The following is a 20,291-nucleotide window of genomic DNA, read 5'->3' on the forward strand; positions in this document are numbered from 1 at the left end:
ACCCCCCTGCCCCTTCGTACGCTCAGTCACCGCGGTAGCGGTCGACGACCGAGGTGAACGTGCCCGTCATGGTCTTCTTGCCGTTCAGGGCGTCCACACCCAGCAGGTCCCGCAGCGGCACGTCGCACCGCACGGTGACGGTGACGGTGTCGAGGTCACCGCCGGGGCCCGCCATGGTGCCGAACGCGACGGGCGACTGCGCGCCCGACCCGCACTGCACGCCGCGCCGGCCCAGGACGTCCCGAACGGCGTCCTCGGCGGCCGAGCGGGCGCCCTCCTCGGAGCGGGCGAGCGACGCGGCCCGGGCGCCGGCCCGGGCCGCGGCGTCGACGACCGCACCGGTGCTCTGCACCCGCCCGGCGGCGACGACGATCAGCACGAACGCGAGGACGACCGGCAGCAGCATCGCCGCCTCCACCGGTACGGCTCCCGCGTCGCGCCGCCGTGTCGCCGCCGCGGCGGGTGCGCTCACGGCTGCGCCCCCTGCGGGACGAACCGCTCGCGCGGTGCGCTGAGCGTCTCGGTGATGCGCAGGCCGTCGAAGAACGGCAGCACCGACTGCGGACGCACGGTCACCGTCATCTTCTGCACCTCGTCGTCGGATCCGACGTGGTCGACGCTGTCGAGCTGGGCGAGTCTGCCGAACCGCCCGAGGAACTCCGCCACCCGGCCGTCCCCGGCGTCCGCGGTGGCACCGAGCTCCCGGCCCGCGTCGACGCCCTCGCGCAGCGCGGTGAGGGCGACCTGGTCGGCGTACCACCAGAGAGAGGCCTGCACCACGAGCATGACGGAGGTCAGCACGATCGGGAACACGATGGCCAGACCGAGGACGACGGCCCCGCGGTCGCGGACGGCGTGGAGCGGGACCGGGCGGAGGATCACGGAGCGACGCCTCCGTCGGCGGCGTCCGGGATGTCGGTGGGGATGTTGTCCTTGGCCTTCCCCGCGAGCACCTTGACGGCCGCGAGCACCGCGCCGGCGATGGCGACCATCACGATGATCGTCAGCGCGAGCTCGATGCTGATCGCCCCGCGGTCGCCGGCCGCCCGGGCGGCGCGCAGCCGGCCGAGGCGGTGGTCGAGCACCGGCCTGCCGAGCCGGGCGGGGGCGAGCACCGTCGCCAGCAGGGCGGCGAGGAGCAGGTGGGCGTGGCCGAGTGCGGCGGCGAGCACCCGCGCGGGTGCCGGGCGCCGTTCGGGCCGGGTCGGGGTCTGTGCCGTGGTCGAGGTCATGGTGTGGTCTCCAGGACGGGGGCGGGAGAGGCTGCTGGGCCTCAGGTGACGTCGAGCATCTGGTACAGCGCGGGGAAGACGATCAGCACCGTCATGAGCAGGGTGAGGACGGTGCCGGGGGCGACCATCCGCTCGCTGTCGGTGTTGGCCTGCGCGAGTTCCTCGGCGAGCAGCTCGCCGCGGAGGCTCTGCGCGCGGGCACGCAGGGTGTCGTACACGGCGGCGCCGTCGGTGCCGGAGATCCGCATGATGTCCGCGAGGTCCTGAAGGGGGGTCAGGCCGAGGTCGGCGGCGAGGATGTCGAGGCCGTCCCACGGTGGCAGCCGGTCGGTGGCGGCCCGTTCGAGGGCGTCCCTGATCCGGCGGAAGACGGTGCTGCGGCCGACCGCGGCGGCCCGGCGAAGCGCCTCGGCGGGGCCGCAGTCGGCGGCGCGTTCGAGGGCCACGAGCTCCAGGTAGGCGGCGATGCCGTGCAGGTACTCCGTCCGGGCGGCCTTCGCCTCGCCCGCGACGATGCCGTCCGGCACGAACCACAGCAGCGCGGCCAGGAGCGGCCCGGCGACGAGCGGCACCACGACGGTCAGGCTGATGCCGCCCAGCGCGGCCATCGCGGTGAGGTAGCCGGGCAGCACCAGCCCGGCCAGTGCGAACAGCAGCTTGTGCGCCATGAACCGGGCCGGGCTGCGGCCGACCAGCGCCAGCTGCCGGTGCGGGATCCGGGCGCCCGGCAGGCGCAGCGAGTCGGCGCCGATCCGGTCGTACCAGGAGGTCCGCACGTCCTCGGCGGCCCGCGGGTCGGGGGCGGTGTGCAGCCGGCCCAGCGCCTGGCCCAGGTCCGGCGGGGCCGGGCGGAGTTCGGCGAGCAGCAGGGCCAGGCCGCCGGCGGCGGCACCGCCCGCCAGCACCGCCCAGGGCGAGATCATCGGGCCTCCTTGGCGGCCGGCACGGCGGTGTCGGCGGACGCCTCGGCGTCGGCGGGTGCGTCTCCGGGCATGCGGCCCGCCTTGCTGCGCCGGTCGTCCTCCAGCAGGCGCGGCAGCGGGTCGTGCGCGGCCAGCGCCCGCATCCAGGCGATCACCCCGACGAACGCGGCCGCCACCACCGCCAGCACGATCTGGCCGGTGACCGACGCGTACGGCGCGGTGTAGCGGGAGTTGAGCGCGCCCACCAGCACCACACAGAGGATGATGCCGACCAGCCAGCGCACGGTGGTGCGGTGCTTGGCGCGGTCCGCCTCGATGGTGCGGCGCTGGCGGACCTCCTCGCGGACGGACCCGGCGAGGTCGGAGAGCGCCCGGGCCAGGCCGGGGCCGCTGTCACCGGAGCGCAGCAGCAGGGCGGCGAGCACCTTGTCGGCCGTGGCGTCGGCGATCTCGTCGCCGAAGGCGCGCAGCGCGTCCTCGGGCCGCCAGCGCGACTGCAGCCGGGCGGCGAGGTCGGCGATCTCCGTCTCCAGGGCGGGCGGGGCCGTCCGGCGGCTGGTGATGACGGCCTGGTTGAGGCCGACGCCGAGCAGCAGCACGTCGGCGAGGCGCTGGGTCCACTCGGCGAGGGCCTCCAGGCGCTCGATCCGGCGGGTGTCGGAGCGGGTCGCGTCGTACAGCCAGGGCAGGCCGAACACGGCGAGCGGCACGAGCACCACCGTCAGCAGGATGCCGGTGAACAGCCAGGCGCCGGCCGCGCCGAGCACCGCCGCGACCGACTGGACGCGGCGCCGTCGGGCCGTCGACGGTGCGGCGTTGCCCGGCGCGCCGTACCAGAACACGTGCAGCCGGCCGGTGCCGGCCGTCCTGCGGGGTGACGGTCCGTCGGGTCCGTCGGGGCTGCCGACGAGCCCGGCCACCAGGGCGACCAGCCCGCCGGCGACGGCGAGTCCGCAGATCACGTACAGCAGCATCAGCGTCCGCCGCCGATCCGCAGCGGCAGCGGGGCGCCCCAGCTCCCGTACGGCGACTGCAGCAGGCCGGCGTCGAAGCCGGCCCGGCGCAGGTCGTCCAGGCACTGCGGCGGGGTGTGCGGCACGGCCCGGGGTTCGCCCTGCTCGGGGCGCGGGCCGAACACCTGGTTCATCGCGGGGCGGCCGCTCTCGCCGAGGCCGGTGATCTCCAGGACGTGCGAGACGAACCGGTGCCGGCGGCCGCCGACCGGGGTCTCGTCGACCATGGTGACGTGCACGACGAAGTCGACGGCGTTGGCGGTGAGCCGGTAGGCCAGGCTGTCGGTCATGTGCGCGCCGTACTCCAGGCACAGCTCGGCGATGCGGTCGACGACCATGTGCGGGGCGCGGGCGTGCAGGGTGCACATGGAGCCGCCCTCGCCGTTGGTCATGACGCGCAGCATCGGTACGACCTCGGCGGAGCGCACCTCGCCGACGATGATCCGGGAGAGTGTCATCCGCAGGGCGGCGGGGATGAGTTCGCCGATGGTGAGTTCGCCCGCGACCCGGCCGTCGACGCGCTCGCCGTTGCCCTCGCGGGCCTCCATCGGCACCACCTGGCGGAGGTGCCCGAGGGTGTGCAGCCACAGCTCGAACTCGGTCTCCAGGGTGCCGACCCGCTCGTCGGGCGGGATCTCGGCGGCCATCGCGCGCAGCAGGCTGGTCTTGCCGACGCCCTGGGTGCCGGTGACCATGACGTTCTTCTTGCCGCGGATGGCCGCCGCGAGGAACGCCGCGAGCGTCGCGTCGAGCGTGCCGAGCCCGACGAGGTCGCCGAGCGTCGCCGAGGCGACCCGGTGCCGCCGGATCGCCACGTACGGGCGCGGGGTGACCTCGGTCAGCGCCTGGAGGCGCATGCCGCCCTCCAGCCGCAGCGCGAGCGTCGGGCTGGCGGTGGAGAGGCTGCGTTCGCCGCCGCCGTGCTGGCGGGCGAGGTCCTGCAGCAGCTCGACGAGTTCGGCGTCGGTGTCGGCGACCGGCGGCACCTGCCGCAGCGGCTCGTTCACGCGGGAGATCCACACGTCGTCGCAGCCGTTGACCAGGATGTTCTCGATGTCCGGGTCGTCGAGGTAGGGCTGCAACCGGCCGGCCCGGAACAGCAGGTCGTAGACGGCCTCCGACAGCGCCCGGTCCTGGTCGCGGGTGGGCGGGATGCCGTGGGTCTGCGCGTACGCGTCCGACCAGCGGGCCACGCTCTCCTCGATCAGGGCCCGGCCGCGCTGCCGCCGGGTGGCCCGGTCGACCTCGCCGGAGGCCTCCAGGCGGGAGAGCTGCTGGTGGAGTTCGGCGGCGACCTGGCGCTTCAGCTCGCGCGCGACCTGCTGGTCGACGACGGCCTGCACGCCGGGCGGCACCGCGCCGGGCACCGGCACGCCGACCGGCTGCAGCGCGGGCACGGCCGACGCCGACCCGGGGACGGCCTGGGGAAGGACGGGCCCGGTGGCGGCCGGCGCGGACCACGGCAGCGCCGACGGCCCCTGATGGAGCGGACTACCGCGCACGCAGCACCTCCCCTGCACCGGGCAGCGGCTGCGCGTACGGCTGCGCGTTCCGGTGCCCGTTCACCTGCCCGTTCGTTTGCGGGTACGACTGCGGGTACGCCTGCGCGGGCCACGACGACGGGGCCTGCGGCGGGAACGGCGCCGGGGCGGGCTGCTGCGGGGCGACGGGCGGGGCGATGTGCTGCGGGTAGGCCGGCGGCGGCTCGGCGGCCGGCGCCCACGGCTGCTGGGCGTGCACGGGCCCCAGCACCGGCCCGCCCGGCGTCCGGGGGGTCGGCCGGTACGGCTGCTGCGGCTGTTGCGGCTGCGCCTGCTCCGGCGGCGGCTCGGGGGCCAGCCGTGCGCGGCGCCCGGCGGCGGCCTGCTGGATGACGTCGGCCGCCGTGCGCACCGTGCGCATCAGCTCCGAACGGACGAACCTGCGGTCGGCGGTGTCGCCGCCGTCCGAGAGGACCCGCGCGGTGCGCGGCGCGTACGGCAGCAGGCCGAAGGCGGGCAGCCCGAGCTCCCGGGCGGCCTCCGCCAGCGGGTACGGGCCCTCGGCGACCGGCAGCAGGCCGACCGCGTCGCTGCCCGACCCGGCGGCCTCCAGGTCGTCCCGCAGGGCGGCCAGCCGCGGCCGCGCGGCGGACAGCCCGCGCAGCGTCGTCCGGACGGCCGCCACGACGACGTCCGCCCGCCGGGCCAGCACCGCGCCCGGACCGGAGGCGCCCGAACGGCCGAGGTCGAGGATGACGTCGTAGCCCTGCCGGTCGAGTCCGCGGAACGTCTCCGCCAGCGGCTCCCACGTGTAGGCGAGGCCCGACGCCTGCGCCGGGTCGGTCAGCCCGGGCAGCAGCAGGCGGTCGCCCGCGCCGTCCGGGGAGAGGTCGATCAGCTGTTCCCAGACCGACTGCGCGAGCAGGCCGCGGCGGTCGGCGACGGCCAGGTTGCGCAGCCCGTACACCGCCTCGATGCGGCCCTCCAGCGCACCGGCCAGCACCGCGCCGCCGTCCGGGTCGCACTCGGCGAGCAGCACCCGGCGGCCTGGCCGGAGCGGCCAGGAGAGCAGCAGCGCAAGGGCGGTGGTGGTGGCGCCGGGGGCGCCGGGGCCGCCGACCACGGCGACGACGGCCATCAGGCCCCCCTGCCCGGGGAGCGCCCGGCGGTCGCGCGTGCCGTACCGGACGGCGCCGGGCCGGACGGGCTCGCGATCGCCCCCGCGCTCGCCGTGGGGCTCTCGGACGGGCTCTGCGGTGTGCTGCTCCCGGACGGCTCCGCCCCCGCGGTGCCGCCGGCCGGCGTGCGGGGCGCCAGGATCACCTGGAACCGCCCGGTCGCGACCCACGCGGCCAGCCGCGGGCCGTCCTCGGCCGGGACGGCGACGTCGACCACCTGGCTGCCGTCGCTGTCGGCCCGGCCGACCGTCACCACGACGGCGGTCAGCGTCTCCGGGGTGCGGGTGGCCGCCGACTGGTCGCTCTTGGTGTCGGCCGTGAACACCACCAGCACCTGCAGGCCCGGCTGCAGCCGGGCGGCGGGCAGCTGGGTGCGCTTGGCGGCCAGGCCGACGACCTGCCGGCCGGGCTGCAGGGCGGCGTCCGCGGTGACGTCCGCCTTCAGCAGCAGGGCGCCGCGCCTGAGGTCGGTGGTCGCCCGCAGCCCGATCGTGCGGGTGCGGTCGCGGGCGTCCAGCGGGCGCAGCGCCGGGTCGCTCGCGATGTGCGCGACCACCAGGTCGTCGGCGGTGATGGCCTGACCCATCGGCACGTCGCGTGCGACGGCGAGGACGGCGATCCGCTGCCCCGAACTCGTGTAGAGCACCGCCCCGCCGAGGCCGCCGGCGGCTATCAGCGCGACCGCCATCGCCAGCACCGCGGGACGGCGGCGCCGGGCCCGCAGCGTGCGCGGCGGCACGTGCGGCGCGGGGCGGGCCGGGTCGGGGGCGAGGGCGGCGCTGCCTGCGCTCGGCGTCGGGACGTTGCGTGTTTCCACCGGGCTCGGGCCTTTCCGGAGCAAATGGTCTGCGGGGTCGTACGGCGGTGCGCGGGCCGTCAGTTGAGCGCCTGCACCTCGGCGACCTTGAGCGGCAGCGGCACGTCGGTCGTCACCGTGTAGTCGACGGCGAACACCTGCGCGCCGGTGTCCGACCGCACGGCCACCACCCGCCACACCACCCGGGCGGTGAGGTAGAGGGTCTGGTCCTGGGCGCCCGCCGAGGTGCTGCGGTAGGTGTGGCCGCACGGCGGCTGCACGTTGGCACCGGTGCCGGGCACGTACGGCGTGCCGGGCCCGTTGCAGTCGGCGCCGGGCGAGCCGTCGCCGGTGTCCCAGTGCACGGTGCGCAGCGCGGCGGTGGCGGTGACGTGCATGGTGCGGCCCTGCGCGGTGGCGTGCTGCGGGCCCGAGGAGGTCGGGCTCTTCGCGTACCAGAGCCAGACCGGCACCCCGACGACGGCCGTGCCGGCCGGGGCCGCGTGCAGCTCGGGCGCGTCGAAGTGGATCATCCCGAGCGCCTTCATGCCGAGGTCGTACGGGCGGTCCGGCGGCGGCGGCCCGCCGGGCGGCTGCGCGAAGAACTGCGGCGGCAGCGGCGTCAGGGTGTCGCCGGTCTGACGGCAGTTCACCTCGTAGACCGCGCCGTCGGCGGGGTCGTGCCCCTCCCATGAGGGGTCGCCGGCGGGCGGCTGCGGGTCGGAGCGGTGGTAGTAGCAGCCGTTGGCGGTGGAGAACCACCCGAGGTCGTCGTCCCAGCACGGCCACTGCTGGCCGTTCCAGGCGCACATCTGCACGCCGCCGTCCGACCCGCCCGAGGTGCCGCCGCTCCCGCCCCCGGGATCGGCGGTGCTGCCGGGCTCGGTGACGACGACGCAGATGTATCGGTTCTTGCACTCGCCCGCCGTGCCGCCGGTGCCCGGGTCGGCTACCGCCGGGGTCGCGGCCAGTACCAGAAAGAGTGTCGCAACTACCAGCCGCCACAGTGTTTTCAGCATGTCCGTCCCACCTCGCGGGTGACTTCCACAATGATCCATCGGGCGCCGTTCTTTCGCAGAGCGGCGGTCGAGACGTAGCGGGCGAGCCGCTGTTCCGGATCCTTGATTGCGCGCGTCACCGGGTCCGCCTGGTGCCATCCGGTGACATCCAGGCAGTCCTCGATCTCGGCGGTCTGCGGATTGGCCTGAACATCGAGTTTCCTGACCACCGGAGAAGTCCGGGGCGCGCCGGTCATGACCAGATTCGCCTCGTGCAACTGGTGGAGGCTGGAGAGGGAGTCGCTCAATGCCTGACCGGTCGAGTACGCCTGCAACTGGGAGCCGTCCGAATCCGCCCGGCCGAAGGCGTCCGTCTTGGCGTCCCACCAGGACTGATAGGCGCTCAGGACCAGTCTCCCGACCGCGCCTTCGGCCCCTTCCGTGGGCGCCGCGGCGCCACCGCCCGAACCACTCGAAGGTGTGACGGCAGTCCCGCCCGTAACTCCCGTCCCAGGGGTACCCAGACGATCGGCGGAGCCGGCCGATCCGGTGCTCGCGCACGCACTCAGCAGTACCAGAAGTGCCGCCCCGACGACCCCAACCGCCCCAGGGCGCAAGAGATTTCCGCGCTGCCGCAATCGCCCCACCCCATCGCGCCCGACCGCGTCCGTGGTCATGGTCGCAGAAGTTGTCCGCCGCCCCCCGGTGTTACGGGGGAGGCGTCGATTCTTCGCCTGCCCGCCTGACACGGCAACACCTCGGGGCGGTCCGACCTTACGCGTTGGGCGGATCCGTCGGGGCGTTTTCCCGCCACAGAACGGCCAACAGTTCTTCAGAAAGCGACAATCCGGCCAATGCGCCCCGTACGGCGGCGCGATTGCGCATCAGGAGTCTTCCCCCGTCCCACGGCATCAGCGTGACGGCCTGCCCGGCGGCCGCGGCGCCGCCGTCGTGGCGGGCGAGTTCGACGTCGAGCACGGGCTGGAGTTCCTGCGGGCCGATCGCCGCGGGGCCGCCGGGAAGGCCCTGGTCGAGCACCTGCCCGAGGAGGCGGCTGAACGATCCCTCGCCGCCGGGCCGGACGGCGTCGCGGCCGCGTCTGCCGGTCTGGTGGCGGCCGATCCGGCCCCAGAGCGGCACCCGGGAGTGGGCGAGCAGTTCGTTGGCGGCGTCCTCGCGGACCAGCGCCGACCAGGTGTCGCGGTCGGCGACGGCGTCGATCATCAGGAGGGTCTCCTCCTGGCCGCCGTGCACCATGGCGCTGACGACCCAGTCCCAGGCGAGGCCGCGCCGGTAGGCGTTGTCGGGGGTGGAGCCGGCGGTGACGAGGGCGAGGCGGCGGCCGCGCGGGTCGACGGCGAGCTGGCCGAGGAGGCAGACGACCAGCCAGCGGGCGGGCCGTGCCGCGGCGGCCCGCAGGGCGGTGAGCATGGTGTTGGCGTCGGCGGCGGGGTCGAGGAGGGTGAGCCGGCAGCCGTTCGGTCCGGCGTCGAAGGCGCGGCCGGGGAGGGCTTCGGCGAGGGCCCGGGCGCCGTCCGCGGCCTGGGCCGAGCCGGTGTAGGTGCGGTCCGGTCCGCCGTCCGCGCCGATCACGACCAGTTCGATACCGCTGCCCACCCTGCACCATCCCCCTCCGGCATCCACCGCTTCCGGCCACAAGTTACCGCCGTACGCCGTCACCGAGGGGGACCATCGGCCCTACCGGCCTTCGCCGGACCGCTCGACCATCGTGCTATGGAGTACGACGACCCCGCGGCGCGGCTCGGTGAGGACGAGTGCCGCCGCCTGCTCGCCACCGTGCCCGTGGGGCGCGTGGTGTACACGGAGCGCGCGCTGCCGGCGGTGCTGCCGGTGGCGTTCGAGGTGGCGCCGGACGGGCGGCTGCTGCTGGCGCTGCGGGCGGGCTGCGCGGCGGCGCGGGCGCTCGACGGCACGGTCGCCGCGTTCCAGGCCGACCTGGTCGACCCGGTGACGCGGACCGGCTGGAGCGTGCTGGTGCACGGGCGGGCGCACGTGCTGCGGGAGCCTCCGGCGGCGGCCGGTGCGCGGGGCGGCGGGGCGCCCGGGGCGGGTGTGGCGCTGACACCGGAACTGGTCGCCGGGCGGCGGCTGGGGCCGTCCGCGGTGCGGTCGCCCGCTGACAAGTGACCGACGGGTAGGCATACTCTGCGACTGTCCCCGCCGGGTGCGTCCGGCCGGGGACGGCAGCCCTCGACCCCCACCTGGAGCGCACCTTGACGACGTTCGCAACCCTCGCCGACCTGACCGCCGCGGTCGGCTCCGAGCTCGGCACCAGCGCGTGGCACACCATCACCCAGGAGCAGGTGAACCTCTTCGCGGAGGCCACCGGCGACCACCAGTGGATCCACGTCGACCCGGAGCGCGCGAAGGACAGCCCGTTCGGCACGACGATCGCGCACGGTTACCTGACGCTGTCGCTGATCCCGGTGCTCGCCAAGGAGTGCTACGCGGTGGAGGGCATCGCGATGGCCCTGAACTACGGCTCGGAGAAGGTCCGTTTCCCGGCGCCCGTGCCGGTCGGCACCGCGGTGCGGGCGACGGCCGAGCTGGTCTCCGCGGACGCGGTGCCCGGCGGCCTGCAGGCCGTCGTGCGGTTCACCGTCTCCAGCGAGGAGAGCGCCAAGCCGCACTGCGTCGCGGACACGATCACCCGCTTCTACGCGGCCTGACCCACCGGTCCGGCCCGGCCGCCCGCGTGTCGCGGGCGGCCCGGGCCGGGGTCCGCCGAACGGCCCGCGCGGCCGGGTTCCGGCCGGGCCCGCACGGGCGGGGAGCGGTAGTGTCCGGTGCGACGGTCGTCGTACGGCAGCGGGGCCACCGTGCCGTTCCCGTACGCGTCCGGCCTGCCGGCTCTCGCGACCGCGGACGCCGGACGGCCACCGCCGTACGGATGTCCCGACCGTGGAGGTGCCGTGCCCAGCTCCGTCCCGTGGATCTCCCGCGCAGCCGACCTCACCGCACGGTTGGGCACCGCCGTCACCGACGGCGGCCGTGTCGGCCGACTGCCGCGCCGCACCTGGCACCGGCTGCGCACGGAGGCGTTCGGCGCCGACCCGGCCGGGGAGCGGCTGGCCCGGATCGAGCGTTCTCCGCAGTTCCGCGACGGCGCCTTCCGCAACCCGGTGCCGACCCGGCGGCTCGCCGCGGGGTGCACCCCCTTCTCCGTCAGCCGGGCGCAGTTCTCCGCCGACCGGGCCCGCCGGGTGCCGGCCGCGCCCGTGCCGCTGCACCGGCTGCGCCCGATCGAGCTGGCGGAGCCGCCCGCCTCGGGGCTGCGACTGACCTGGCTCTGCCACGCGACCGTGCTCGCCGAGCTCGACGGCCGCCGGGTGCTGTTCGACCCGGTCTGGAGCGAGCGCTGCTCGCCGTTCTCGTGGACCGGCCCGAAGCGGCTGCACCCGATGCCGATCGCGCTGGCCGAACTCGGCCCGGTCGACGTGGTGGTGGTCTCGCACGACCACTACGACCACCTCGACATGCCCACCGTGCAGGCGCTGGCCGCGACCGGGACGGTCTTCGCGGTGCCGCTCGGCGTCGGCGCCCACCTGGAGCACTGGGGGGTGCCGGTGCAGCGGATCGTCGAGCTGGACTGGTGGGAGTCGGCGGAGGTCGCCGGGCTGACCCTGACGGCGACGCCCGCGCGGCACTACTGCAGCCGCGGCCCGCGCACCCACCCGTACGCGCTGTGGGCGTCGTGGGTGGTGACGGGCCCGGAGCACCGGGTGTTCCACAGCGGCGACACCGGCTACTTCCCGGGGTTCGCGGAGATCGGCGGCCGGCTGGGGCCGTTCGACGCGACGATGGTGCAGATCGGCGCGTACAGCGACCTCTGGCCCGAGGTGCACATGACGCCGGAGGAGGGGGTCCGGGCGCACCTGGACCTCGGCGGCGACCTGCTGCTGCCGATCCACTGGTGCACCTTCGACCTGGCGATGCACCCGTGGGAGGAGCCGGCGGAACGGACGGTGGCGGCCGCTCAGGCGCTCGGTGCCCGGTTCGCGGTGCCGCGTCCGGGGGCGCCGTTCGAGCCGGCCGACCCGCCGGCGCCGGCCCTGTGGTGGCGGGCGGCCGCCGCGGTGCCGCGGGACGGTGTGGACCTGCTGGTACCGGACGCGCCGGCCACCGGTCCTGCCACGGCGACGGGCACCGGGAGCGCCGCGGCGGTGGACGGCGACGGCGTCACCGTGTGAGGCCCGGCGCCGGGCGGTGCCGGGCCCGTACGGCCTTCCACAGGAGGTTCTGGACGACCAGCGTGAGCACGCCGGCGACCACGATGCCGGCGAGGTTCAGTCCGAGCTGCAGGGCGGAGCCCCAGCCCTGCGCGTAGTCGCCGTAGGCGACGGCGACGGCGGCGTTGGCGGCGGCGGGCACGGTGGTCACCGAGATCGCGACGCCGACCAGGGCGCCGGCCTTCGCCGAGGTCAGCGACAGCAGGCCGGCGACCCCGGCGAGGAGGGCGACCACGAAGGACGTCGCGTCGGGCTTCCAGATGAACGAGGTGTTGGGCCGGGCGGCCTCGAACATCGCGGGGGTGAACAGGCCCAGGGCGTCCATGAGCAGGGTGAAGCCGACGGTGAGCAGCATCGCCACCGCGAAGCCCGCCACCAGCGCGGTGAGCGAGCGTACGGCCGGGCGGGCGCGGCGCTGGACGAGGGCCACGCACAGCCCGGCGAGCGGTCCGAACTCCGGCCCCACGGCCATCGCCCCGACGACCAGCACGGCGCTGTCGAGGACGGCGCCGCACGCGGCGAGCATCGTCGCCACCGTCAGGAAGGCCAGGTAGACGGCGGTGAGGGTGGACTCCTCGTGGGTGATCTCGGAGACCGCCTCCCAGACGAGGGCGTCCGCGCCCTCGCCTGGGGCCTCCTCCTCGGCGCGGTCCGCGGCCCTGGAGATCGTCAGGGTGATGTCCTCCACGCTGATCGCGCCGCGGTCGGCGAGGCCGAGCGAGCGCAGCTCGCCGAGCAGTTCGTCGGCGGCCTCGCGGGCGACGTCGCACAGCACGGTGTCGCCCGCGGGGCGGACGGCGGTGTCGGGCAGCACGATCACGTGCGTGGCGCCGACGCAGGCGTCGAGGGCGGCGTGCACGGGCTCGCGGAGGTCGGTCGGGACGATCAGGCGCAGGTGCAGCACGGTGGCTCCGGGCGGGGCTGGCTCGGCATGGACGCGCCCACCCTAGGCCCTGGGCCCCGGCAGTCCCCGGCGGCCCCCGACGGGCCCTGAACGGCCCTGACCGACCCTGACCGGCCGGGACGGCCCCCGACGGCCCGTCGGGCCCGGACGGTCGGTCAGGCCGTGGGTGCGGCGCGCCGGGCGGCCTCGACCAGGGCCACCGCGGCCCGCGGGTCCGCGACCTCCACGACGAGCCGGCGGTAGCGCTCGTCGGCGAGTTCGATGACGACCGCTCCGGCCGGGTCCTTGACGTCCCAGAAGATCCACTCGCCGCCGGAGCGGAAGGTGCCCGCGGTGATGACGCCCGGCACGTGCGTGCCGCCGACCCTGATGCCCTTGGACTCGCGGACGATGCCGGGGTCGGCCGTGGCCCCGCGGACGTGCGCCAGCGGGATCTCCAGCCTGCTCCTCAGGGCCCAGAGCCGGTCGAGGCCCTCGACCTCGACGACCAGGCGGTCGCCCACGACGGACAGCTGTGCCATCTGATGACTCCTCGGGTGGTGGGTGCGGCAGGGTGCGGCGGGCCGTTCAGGGGGTGAGGCGGCCGGCCAGCGCGAGGACGGCCTCGGCGGCCGGGCCGCCGCCGGTGGCGCGGCTGCGCAGCCGGACGCCCAGCACGGTCGCGGCGAGCGCCTCGGCCAGCACCGGCGGCGGGCCGGACGGGCCGATGACCGCGCGGATCGCGGATTCGAGGGCGGCGAAGCCCTCCTCGACCAGCGCGGCGGTCTCCGGGTCCTCGGCGGCCCGCTCCGCCGCGGCGAGCAGCAGCAGGCCCGCGGCCGGGCCGCTGTCGTAGGCCGCGGCGGCCTGCGCGAGGCCGGCGGGCAGTCCGGCGGCCGTCCCGATGGCCGCGGTGAGCGGCAGGACGTCGTGGTCGAGGTGGCGGCGGAGCGCGGCGAGGTAGAGGCCGCGCTTGCTGCCGAACACCTTGTAGAGACTGCCCCGGTGGACGCCGAGGGCGCCGACCAGGTCGTCCACCGAGGTGCCCTCGAAGCCGCGGGCGGCGAAGAGCCGGGCGGCGGCCGCGACGGCCTCGTCCTCGTCGAAGGCGCGTGGTCTTCCCATGCGCCGTACCGTAGCGAGTTCAGGAACGACCGGTCAAGAACGACCGTTCCTGAATTCCCCCCCTCGATCCCGGCCCCGGCCGGTCAGCCCGCCAGCACCTCCCGCAGCGCCACCGCCTCGCGGACGGCCTGCGAGGCTCCGGCCCGCCCGGCGAACGCCGTCACCGCGGGGATCGGCCCCCGGGCGCCGACCCGCCGCGCGCAGTCCGCGGCGACCGCCACCAGCTCGCCCGCCCCGCGCGGCGGCACCTCCGTCAGCACCGGCGGCAGCGCCGCCGCCAGCACCGACCAGACCGTGCCGTACGCGCCGGTGTCCGCCGCCGAGCGGAGCGCGTCCGCCAGCCGGTTCGGCTTGACCGCGCCGAGCCGTACGAGCTCCCCCGCCTCGCGGCCGAGCAGCGCGGCGTCGAGGTCGCCGCGGGCCGCCAGCACCAGCAGCGCGTCGACCGCGGCGGTGCGGTCCTCCCGGTGACGGGCGCCCAGCCCGTAGCCGACCGCGAGGTGCAGGGCGAGCCCGGCGGGCCCGTCCGCCTCGGCGAGGACCGGCAGCAGCGCCGCGCCGCCGCGCTCGTCCAGGTCGGCGCAGCCGGCGAAGCGATCCAGCAGGCGCGCGGCCGTCTCCTCGCGGTGGCCCGGCATGATCGCCGCCCATCGTGGCAGGGCCGGCGGGGTCCACCACGTCCCGCGCAGCGACAGCTGGCTGTGGACCGGGCCGACGAGCCGCTCGGCGTCGGGCGGCAGGACGGCGCCGACGGCGGCGCCGGCCTGCTCCACCAGGCGCCGGTTCGGCGACTGCCGACGGCCGGTGGGCCCGCGGCCCGTCGACGGCCCGAGGAGGACGGACTCCTGGTGCGGCAGGCCGCCGGTCCGCAGCCAGTCGGCCAGCCGCCCGCCGGGATTCGAGCGGAGCCGTCCGGCGGCGGCGAGCACGGCCGGGTCGGCCGTGGGCGTCACCCGCAGCAGCGCCTGCCCGAGGTCGACCGGGCCCGCGTCGACGCCCTCCCGCTCGTAGCCGGCGAGCCGTTCGACGAGCACCCCGGCGTCGATCGCGCCGGTGGAGAGGGTCGGGGTGGCGAGCAGGTACGGCAACGGCCGCAGGACGAGCCGCAGCACGGCCTCCTCCAGCCGGGCGGCGATCTGCGCGTCGAACGAGGTCGTCCAGTTGAACCGCAGCGGGCCGTGGTGCCGGGCGCGCACCAGCTCGTGCGCCTGGCCGGCCGTCGTCCGCCCGGCGGCGGCCTCGGCGACCAGACCGAGGTCCTGACGGGTGCCGAGCCGGAACACCGGCTCCAGCGCCTCCGTCAGCCCGGCGCGGTCGAGCCACGCGTGGCGGACGAGGCCGTCGAGCACGCGCTCCCACACGACCGGGTCGGTGTCGCCGGCGAGCACCGCGGCCAGCTCCTCGGCGAGCTCCGCGGCACCGGCGACGGGCGGCGGCACCGGCCGCGGGCGCGGCACGGCGGGCAGCTGCTCGGTGTACGCCTCCACCCGCACCTCCGCCCCGAACAGCTCGGCGGCCCGCCGGTGGTGGGCCGGGTCGAGCTGCTCGGCCGCGGCACGCAGCTCGGCGAGCACCCCGGTGCCGGCGGCGGGCAGATGACGGGCGACCACCTTCAGCGCGGACTCCTGCAGCGCCCGGTCGGGGTGGCCGAAGGCGCCCGCGGCCGCCAGCACCACCGGCCCGGCCCGGTCGGGAGCGGTGCGGGCCGCCCGGCCGAGCCAGGCCAGCTGGGCGCGGACGAGCTTCTTCTCCGGGCGGAACAGCACCGTGCGGGAGGCCTCGGCCACCGCCTCGGCGTCCAGCCGCCCGGCCGCGTCGAGGGCGGCCAGCACCTCCTGCGCGTGGCCGGCGGCGGTGGACACCCCGTCGAGCATGCCAAGCAGGGTGCGGACGTGCGCGACGTACTCGTCACCGGTGGGCGCCAGCGCCTTCAGCACCGCCAGGAAGGCCCGCTGGTCGGCCGGGCGGCCGCCGCGCAGCAGCCGCGCCAGGCAGCGGTCGACCAGGTCGGCGCGGTCGAGGACGCCGTCGGCGGCGAGCCGGGCGAGCACCCCCGGCCAGCGCTCCGTGTCGTCCCGGGCGACCCACGGGCCCTCCAGTTCGGCGGCGGCGTCGTCCACCTCGAACAGCCGCGGGGCGAGCACCGGGGTGAACGGGTCGGCCGCCAGCCGGGCGTGCAAATCGGGGCCGGGCGGCAGGGCGCCGAAGGCGCGGGCCCGCGGCTCGGGCCGCGCGCGCTCGCGCATCCACTGGGTGACGAAGGGGTCCGCCGTCGGCACCGGGCAGCCGGTGGTGCGCACGAGGTGCTCCAGCAGCGGGAAGTGCTCGGACCAGCCCCAGCCCGGGGCCCGCCGGACGGCGAGCCGGGCGACGACCTCCTCGCGCCAGGCGGCCGGCTGCGCGTCGACGACCGCGACGACCAGCGGGTTGCGCCACCCGGCGCGGTCCTCGAAGGCCGGGCTGCCGAGCCACTCCGCGGCGGCGGACGGCGCGGTGTGGCAGCCCGCGCCGGCGATCAGCAGGGCCGTCCAGGCGTCGGCGGAGCCGCTCCAGGTGTCACGGAACTCCTTGCGGAGCTCGCGCAGCGCGGGGATCCCGGCGCGGCGCTGCTCCGGCGTGAAGTCCGCCAGGGCGACGGCGACGCCCGCGGTGTCGCCGCGGCGCACGAGGTCGGTCAGGTTCACCGCGCGCCCCCGGCCTGCCCGGCGCGGACCAGGCCGACCGCGAGCACGTGCTTGCACGGCCCGCGCCCGCCCCGGTACTTCGCCCACCACAGGCACGTGCAGCCGGGTTCGCCGTCCGCACCCGTGCGCACGCGCTGCACGTGGTCGTCGACGGTGACCGTCGCGAGGCCGTCCTCCAGCCGTACGGCTCCCGCCGCCGCCAGTGCCCGGGCCGCCCGCAGCCGCGGGTTGTGCGCCTCGGCGCGGCCCGCGGCGTAGGGCAGGCTGCGGTGGAAGTACGCGGCCTCGGCCGGGTCGTAGCCGATCTGCCCGGCGGTGCTGAGGCGGGTGAGCGCGGCGCGCACCCGGCCGACGGGCAGGCCGGACTGCTCGGCGAGTTCGGCCGGGTCGATCCGGGGCTCCCAGGCGAGCAGCGTGGCGACGAGGTCGGCGTCCTCCGCCGAGCCCTCGGCGGCGAGCGCGGTGAGCACGCCGCCCTCGCCGGAGAAGCCGCGTGCGGTGTCCGGCGAGAGGGTCAGGGTGAGGCGCATGCCGGGCAGGACGACCTCCCAGGCGGACGCGGTCGGCGCGGTCGGCCGGGCCGGCCCGTACACCCGCAGGGCGACGGCGTGCCGCAGCACCCGCTGCAGGGCGCCCAGCCGTTCGGGGCCGGGCAGGCAGACCGCGCCGGGTGCCGGGCGGCTGGTGGGGCGCAGCGTGCGGCCGGCGGGCACGACCCAGCCGACGGTGGAGGTGCGGCCGCCGCCGCGGGGCAGGGCGCGCAGGAAGCGGACGGCCTCGGCGGCGGGCAGTTCGGCGCGCAGGTCGAAGCCGGCGGCGAGCACCTGGGTCTCGGCGAAGCCCCGCAGCCAGCGGTCGGGCAGCGGCACCTTCTTCTCGGTCAGCGGGCCTTCGGCCGTGGTGACCTCCAGCGCGTCGGGGCCGACGGCCAGGTGCAGCGGGTCGCCGGTGCCGACGCGGCTCAGGCCTTCGCGGAGCGGGTGGTTGACGTCGACGTTGGTGGTGCCGTGGCCGATCTCGTCGCCGTCGAGGACGTCGGCGAGGACGTCGAGGCGGGCGTGCACGCCGCAGCAGCCGGAGAACGACTCGAAGCGCAGCCGGTCGCCGCCGGCGGTGACCACCGGGTCGAGGGAGGCGAGCTGCCGGGGCTGGTGGTAGCGGGCGCCGGCGACGTCGGCGACCGCGAGGAGGGCGGCCGCGGCGGCCTGCGGCGAGGTGAGGAACCCGGCGAAGAAGCGCGGGTGGGCGGCGGCCCCGAGGGGGCCGGTGCCACCGGAGGTCTCCAGGGCGAGGCGGTGTCCGCCGGGGGTCTCGCGCACGGCGGAGGACCGCAGGTAGGCGTACGTCTGTACGGCTTGCGTCATGCCGGGGACGCTAGGGGCGGGCACTGACACCGGGTCGATTCCTGCAACGCGTTCCACCATCGGAAGTGCCCCGCGGGTAACCCGCGTCACATCCCCGCGGGCCGTGATCTGCCAGTATGGGCCCGTGACGGAAGCCATGGACCTGGAGGGATCGGGGGACGACCCGGTCGCCCCGTTCGTCGACCTGCTGCGCATCGAGGAGCTGGACGAGAACCTGTTCCGCGGGAGCTGCCATGCCGGGGCGCCGATGCGCGCCTTCGGCGGGCAGGTCGCCGCGCAGGCGCTCACCGCGGCCGGGCGGACGATCGGCGCGGAGCGCACCGTGCACTCGCTGCACGGCTACTTCCTGCGCCCCGGCGACCCGACCCGGCCGATCGTCTACCAGGTCGACCGGGTGCGCGACGGCCTCTCGTACGCGACCCGGCGGGTGACGGCCGTTCAGCGCGGCGAGGCGATCTTCACGCTCTCCGCCTCGTTCAAGCGGCCGGAGGCGTCCACCGAGCGCCAGCGGACGATGCCGCCGGTGCCGGGGCCCGAGGAACTGCCGGACCCGTTCGCCGCCTGGCGCGAGGCGAACCCGGAGGACTTCGCGAAGTCCACCGGCTTCCGTGCGCTGGAGATGCGCTTCCTGCCCGCCGGGGCGCCCGGCATGCCGCCGGAACTGCCGGGCGTGCCGCAGCAGTTCGTCTGGCTGAGGTCCGGCACGCCACTGCCGGTCGACGACCCGCTGCTGCAGGTGTGCGCGCTGACCTACCTCTCCGACCTGACGCTGGCGTCGACCACCGCGCTGCACCTGGAGCCGCACCGGTTCGGCCGCCGGGAGCCGCGCCGGACGATGCTGGCCTCGCTCGACCACGCGATGTGGTTCCACCGCCCGTTCCGGGCCGACGAGTGGCTGCTCTTCGCGCAGCGCAGCCCGTCGGCCTCGGACGGCCGGGGGCTGGCCCTCGGCGAGTTCTACGACCGGGCCGGGCACCTGGTGGCGTCCGCGGTGCAGGAGACGCTGCTGCGGGAGCGGCCCGCGACCCGTCCGTGACCGATCGCGTCATACCCGCGCGGCACCCCGGCCCGTATCATGGTGAGGGTGACCAAGGTTGACCTGTCACCACGTCCGGTGGAGGCGATGTCGCCCCGTCAGCTCGAACGGCGCGGGAATCTGATCTCGGCCGCCCTCTCCCTGGTGACGGAGATCGGTGTCGAGCGGCTGCAGATGCGCCAGGTGTCCGAGCGCTCCGGGGTCGCCCTCGGGACGACCTACCGCTATTTCTCCTCCAGGGACCACCTGCTGGCCGCGGCCATCGCCGAGTGGCACCGCTCCCTGCTGACGGACCTGGTGGCGGAGATCGCCCGCCGGGCCGGACCGTCGGCCAGCGAGCGGATGGTGCGCTTCGTCCGGCACGGCATGCGCGCCTACCAGCGGCAGCCCGAACTCGCCCGGCTGCGGGTCGCCGTGGCGGCCTCCACCGACCCGTTCGCCAGCGAGGCCCTGCAAGCCATGGCCCGGGCGGACGGCGCCGCCCTGCGCGCCGTGATGGTGGAGGTGCCGGCCCGCGACGGCGACGTGGTGCGCCACATCGTCGGGCACGCCTGGCAGGGCGAGCTGACCGCGTGGGTCACCGGCCGCACCACCCTCGACGACGCGCGGCGGCGGCTGGAGGACGTGGTGCGGCTCGTGCTCACCCCGTACGAGGCGGCCTGACCCGCGCGCACCCGACCCGTCACCGCACCCGCCCCGTCACCGCACCCGACCTGCCACCGCACCCACCCCGTCACCGCACCCGACCTGCGGCGCGACGGATCGACGCCCGGCACCCGCCCGGGCTTAACCCGCCCGTGGCCGGGCTTTCACACCGGCCCGGCACACTGCCCGGCATGACCGCACCATCCGCGACCGCCGCACCGCAGCCCCGCTTCCCGCTCCCCCGCCGCCACCGCCGGTGGCTGGCCAGCGCGGCCGTCGTCGCGTCGCTGGCGCTCGGGGGCCTGGGCGTGGCGGCGACCGCCGAGACCGTCCGCCACCAGCAGCACGCCGCGACGGCGGCCGCCGCCGGGCGCTGAGCCGACCGGGTGGTGCGCGGCCGCCGGGCGTCCGATACTGCGGTCATCGGCACCATCCGGAGCAGAGGGGCGATCCCATGGCCACCGGCACTGTGAAGACGTTCTCCAGCGGGCACGGCTACGGCTACATCACGCCCGACGACGGCGGGCCCGAGCTCACCGTCTACTACGACTCGATCGTCGGCGCCCCCGAGCACGTCCTCGCGGACGGCCAGCGGGTCGAGTACGACGCCACCGTCCAGGAGTTCCGCCAGGTCGCCGAACGGGTCCGCGCGGTGGAGTGAGGCCGCGCGGCGGGGGCCCGCG

The 20,291-nt window shown here is 76.4% G+C and carries 23 protein-coding genes; 7 read left to right on the forward strand and 16 right to left on the reverse strand.

Translation table 11 applies throughout. The features are described 5' to 3' along the window. Positions 1-22 precede the first annotated feature (22 nt). From OG335_RS09615 to OG335_RS09665, 11 genes are all read right to left on the reverse strand, one after another. Positions 23-472, reverse strand: a complete 450-nt coding sequence (locus OG335_RS09615) for a TadE/TadG family type IV pilus assembly protein (protein ID WP_405010627.1) — start codon at positions 470-472, stop codon at positions 23-25. Continuing rightward, positions 469-882, reverse strand: coding sequence for a TadE family protein (locus tag OG335_RS09620; protein WP_405010628.1), 414 nt, complete (start codon positions 880-882; stop codon positions 469-471). Before OG335_RS09620 ends, OG335_RS09615 begins: the two co-directional genes overlap by 4 nt. Continuing rightward, positions 879-1,232 carry a hypothetical protein gene (locus OG335_RS09625; RefSeq protein ID WP_405010629.1) on the reverse strand — a complete coding sequence of 118 codons (354 nt, stop codon included), beginning with the start codon at positions 1,230-1,232 and terminating at the stop codon, positions 879-881. Before OG335_RS09625 ends, OG335_RS09620 begins: the two co-directional genes overlap by 4 nt. A 41-nt stretch (positions 1,233-1,273) precedes the next feature. After that, a complete protein-coding gene (locus OG335_RS09630) occupies positions 1,274-2,155 on the reverse strand; it encodes a hypothetical protein (protein ID WP_405010630.1) in 882 nt (293 codons plus the stop codon). Further along, a complete protein-coding gene (locus OG335_RS09635; protein ID WP_405010631.1) occupies positions 2,152-3,129 on the reverse strand; it encodes a type II secretion system F family protein in 978 nt (325 codons plus the stop codon). The genes OG335_RS09630 and OG335_RS09635 overlap by 4 nt, the downstream gene beginning before the upstream one ends. Continuing rightward, the gene (locus OG335_RS09640) at positions 3,129-4,670 is read right to left on the reverse strand and encodes a CpaF family protein (protein WP_405010632.1); all 1,542 of its coding nucleotides are present in this window, start codon (positions 4,668-4,670) and stop codon (positions 3,129-3,131) included. The genes OG335_RS09635 and OG335_RS09640 overlap by 1 nt, the downstream gene beginning before the upstream one ends. Continuing rightward, complete coding sequence (locus OG335_RS09645; protein ID WP_405010633.1) at positions 4,660-5,787, reverse strand: hypothetical protein; 1,128 nt, start codon at positions 5,785-5,787, stop codon at positions 4,660-4,662. The genes OG335_RS09640 and OG335_RS09645 overlap by 11 nt, the downstream gene beginning before the upstream one ends. Beyond that, on the reverse strand, positions 5,787-6,644 hold the full coding sequence (locus OG335_RS09650) for an SAF domain-containing protein (protein WP_405010634.1): 858 nt from the start codon (positions 6,642-6,644) through the stop codon (positions 5,787-5,789). The genes OG335_RS09645 and OG335_RS09650 overlap by 1 nt, the downstream gene beginning before the upstream one ends. 59 nt (positions 6,645-6,703) lie before the next feature. Further along, complete coding sequence (locus tag OG335_RS09655) at positions 6,704-7,642, reverse strand: hypothetical protein (protein ID WP_405010635.1); 939 nt, start codon at positions 7,640-7,642, stop codon at positions 6,704-6,706. Continuing rightward, positions 7,636-8,298, reverse strand: coding sequence for a hypothetical protein (locus OG335_RS09660; RefSeq protein ID WP_405010636.1), 663 nt, complete (start codon positions 8,296-8,298; stop codon positions 7,636-7,638). Before OG335_RS09660 ends, OG335_RS09655 begins: the two co-directional genes overlap by 7 nt. Positions 8,299-8,395: 97 nt before the next feature. Beyond that, on the reverse strand, positions 8,396-9,238 hold the full coding sequence (locus tag OG335_RS09665) for a hypothetical protein (protein ID WP_405010637.1): 843 nt from the start codon (positions 9,236-9,238) through the stop codon (positions 8,396-8,398). Between the two features lie 117 nt (positions 9,239-9,355). Between OG335_RS09665 and OG335_RS09670 the strand changes: the two genes are divergently transcribed. From OG335_RS09670 to OG335_RS09680, 3 genes are all read left to right on the forward strand, one after another. Then, a complete protein-coding gene (locus tag OG335_RS09670; protein ID WP_405010638.1) occupies positions 9,356-9,769 on the forward strand; it encodes a pyridoxamine 5'-phosphate oxidase family protein in 414 nt (137 codons plus the stop codon). Between the two features lie 86 nt (positions 9,770-9,855). Then, positions 9,856-10,311, forward strand: coding sequence for a MaoC family dehydratase (locus tag OG335_RS09675; protein WP_405010639.1), 456 nt, complete (start codon positions 9,856-9,858; stop codon positions 10,309-10,311). 333 nt (positions 10,312-10,644) lie between these two features. Further along, positions 10,645-11,832 (forward strand): MBL fold metallo-hydrolase, encoded by a 1,188-nt coding sequence (locus OG335_RS09680; protein WP_405015346.1) that lies wholly within the window; start codon positions 10,645-10,647, stop codon positions 11,830-11,832. On the opposite strand, the gene OG335_RS09685 is transcribed toward OG335_RS09680, so the two are convergent. From OG335_RS09685 to OG335_RS09705, 5 genes are all read right to left on the reverse strand, one after another. Next, positions 11,822-12,775 carry a DUF389 domain-containing protein gene (locus OG335_RS09685; protein ID WP_405010640.1) on the reverse strand — a complete coding sequence of 318 codons (954 nt, stop codon included), beginning with the start codon at positions 12,773-12,775 and terminating at the stop codon, positions 11,822-11,824. The two genes, OG335_RS09680 and OG335_RS09685, sit on opposite strands and share 11 nt — an antisense overlap. A gap of 155 nt (positions 12,776-12,930) precedes the next feature. Beyond that, positions 12,931-13,296 carry a hypothetical protein gene (locus tag OG335_RS09690; protein ID WP_405010641.1) on the reverse strand — a complete coding sequence of 122 codons (366 nt, stop codon included), beginning with the start codon at positions 13,294-13,296 and terminating at the stop codon, positions 12,931-12,933. Between the two features lie 46 nt (positions 13,297-13,342). Then, complete coding sequence (locus OG335_RS09695; RefSeq protein ID WP_405010642.1) at positions 13,343-13,879, reverse strand: TetR/AcrR family transcriptional regulator; 537 nt, start codon at positions 13,877-13,879, stop codon at positions 13,343-13,345. 83 nt (positions 13,880-13,962) lie between these two features. Beyond that, positions 13,963-16,563 (reverse strand): DUF6493 family protein, encoded by a 2,601-nt coding sequence (locus tag OG335_RS09700; RefSeq protein WP_405010643.1) that lies wholly within the window; start codon positions 16,561-16,563, stop codon positions 13,963-13,965. Next, positions 16,560-17,927: an SWIM zinc finger family protein gene (locus OG335_RS09705; protein ID WP_405010644.1), complete on the reverse strand. Its 1,368-nt coding sequence runs from the start codon at positions 17,925-17,927 to the stop codon at positions 16,560-16,562. Before OG335_RS09705 ends, OG335_RS09700 begins: the two co-directional genes overlap by 4 nt. 124 nt (positions 17,928-18,051) lie before the next feature. Between OG335_RS09705 and OG335_RS09710 the strand changes: the two genes are divergently transcribed. The 4 genes from OG335_RS09710 (at position 18,052) to OG335_RS09725 (ending at position 20,269) form a co-directional block, all read left to right on the forward strand. Continuing rightward, positions 18,052-18,963, forward strand: a complete 912-nt coding sequence (locus OG335_RS09710; RefSeq protein ID WP_405010645.1) for an acyl-CoA thioesterase — start codon at positions 18,052-18,054, stop codon at positions 18,961-18,963. 48 nt (positions 18,964-19,011) lie between these two features. After that, the gene (locus OG335_RS09715; RefSeq protein ID WP_405010646.1) at positions 19,012-19,626 is read left to right on the forward strand and encodes a TetR family transcriptional regulator; all 615 of its coding nucleotides are present in this window, start codon (positions 19,012-19,014) and stop codon (positions 19,624-19,626) included. Positions 19,627-19,799: 173 nt separating this feature from the next. Continuing rightward, entirely contained in the window at positions 19,800-19,985 is a 186-nt protein-coding gene (locus OG335_RS09720) for a hypothetical protein (RefSeq protein ID WP_405010647.1), read from the forward strand. Between the two features lie 77 nt (positions 19,986-20,062). Next, positions 20,063-20,269, forward strand: coding sequence for a cold-shock protein (locus tag OG335_RS09725; RefSeq protein ID WP_405010648.1), 207 nt, complete (start codon positions 20,063-20,065; stop codon positions 20,267-20,269). Positions 20,270-20,291 lie beyond the last annotated feature (22 nt).

The sequence above is a fragment of the Kitasatospora sp. NBC_01539 genome, from assembly GCF_045040525.1.
Taxonomy (GTDB): domain Bacteria; phylum Actinomycetota; class Actinomycetes; order Streptomycetales; family Streptomycetaceae; genus Kitasatospora.

What these genes read in the sequence shown, in the direction of transcription:
- OG335_RS09625 (WP_405010629.1), bottom strand. Translation starts at nt 1,232, where the DNA reads ATGACCTCGACCACGGCACAGACCCCGACCCGGCCCGAACGGCGCCCG.
- OG335_RS09630 (WP_405010630.1), bottom strand. Translation starts at nt 2,155, where the DNA reads ATGATCTCGCCCTGGGCGGTGCTGGCGGGCGGTGCCGCCGCCGGCGGC.
- OG335_RS09635 (WP_405010631.1), bottom strand. Translation starts at nt 3,129, where the DNA reads ATGCTGCTGTACGTGATCTGCGGACTCGCCGTCGCCGGCGGGCTGGTC.
- OG335_RS09645 (WP_405010633.1), bottom strand. Translation starts at nt 5,787, where the DNA reads ATGGCCGTCGTCGCCGTGGTCGGCGGCCCCGGCGCCCCCGGCGCCACC.
- OG335_RS09655 (WP_405010635.1), bottom strand. Translation starts at nt 7,642, where the DNA reads ATGCTGAAAACACTGTGGCGGCTGGTAGTTGCGACACTCTTTCTGGTA.
- OG335_RS09660 (WP_405010636.1), bottom strand. Translation starts at nt 8,298, where the DNA reads ATGACCACGGACGCGGTCGGGCGCGATGGGGTGGGGCGATTGCGGCAG.
- OG335_RS09670 (WP_405010638.1), top strand. Translation starts at nt 9,356, where the DNA reads ATGGAGTACGACGACCCCGCGGCGCGGCTCGGTGAGGACGAGTGCCGC.
- OG335_RS09690 (WP_405010641.1), bottom strand. Translation starts at nt 13,296, where the DNA reads ATGGCACAGCTGTCCGTCGTGGGCGACCGCCTGGTCGTCGAGGTCGAG.
- OG335_RS09695 (WP_405010642.1), bottom strand. Translation starts at nt 13,879, where the DNA reads ATGGGAAGACCACGCGCCTTCGACGAGGACGAGGCCGTCGCGGCCGCC.
- OG335_RS09705 (WP_405010644.1), bottom strand. Translation starts at nt 17,927, where the DNA reads ATGACGCAAGCCGTACAGACGTACGCCTACCTGCGGTCCTCCGCCGTG.
- OG335_RS09720 (WP_405010647.1), top strand. Translation starts at nt 19,800, where the DNA reads ATGACCGCACCATCCGCGACCGCCGCACCGCAGCCCCGCTTCCCGCTC.
- OG335_RS09725 (WP_405010648.1), top strand. Translation starts at nt 20,063, where the DNA reads ATGGCCACCGGCACTGTGAAGACGTTCTCCAGCGGGCACGGCTACGGC.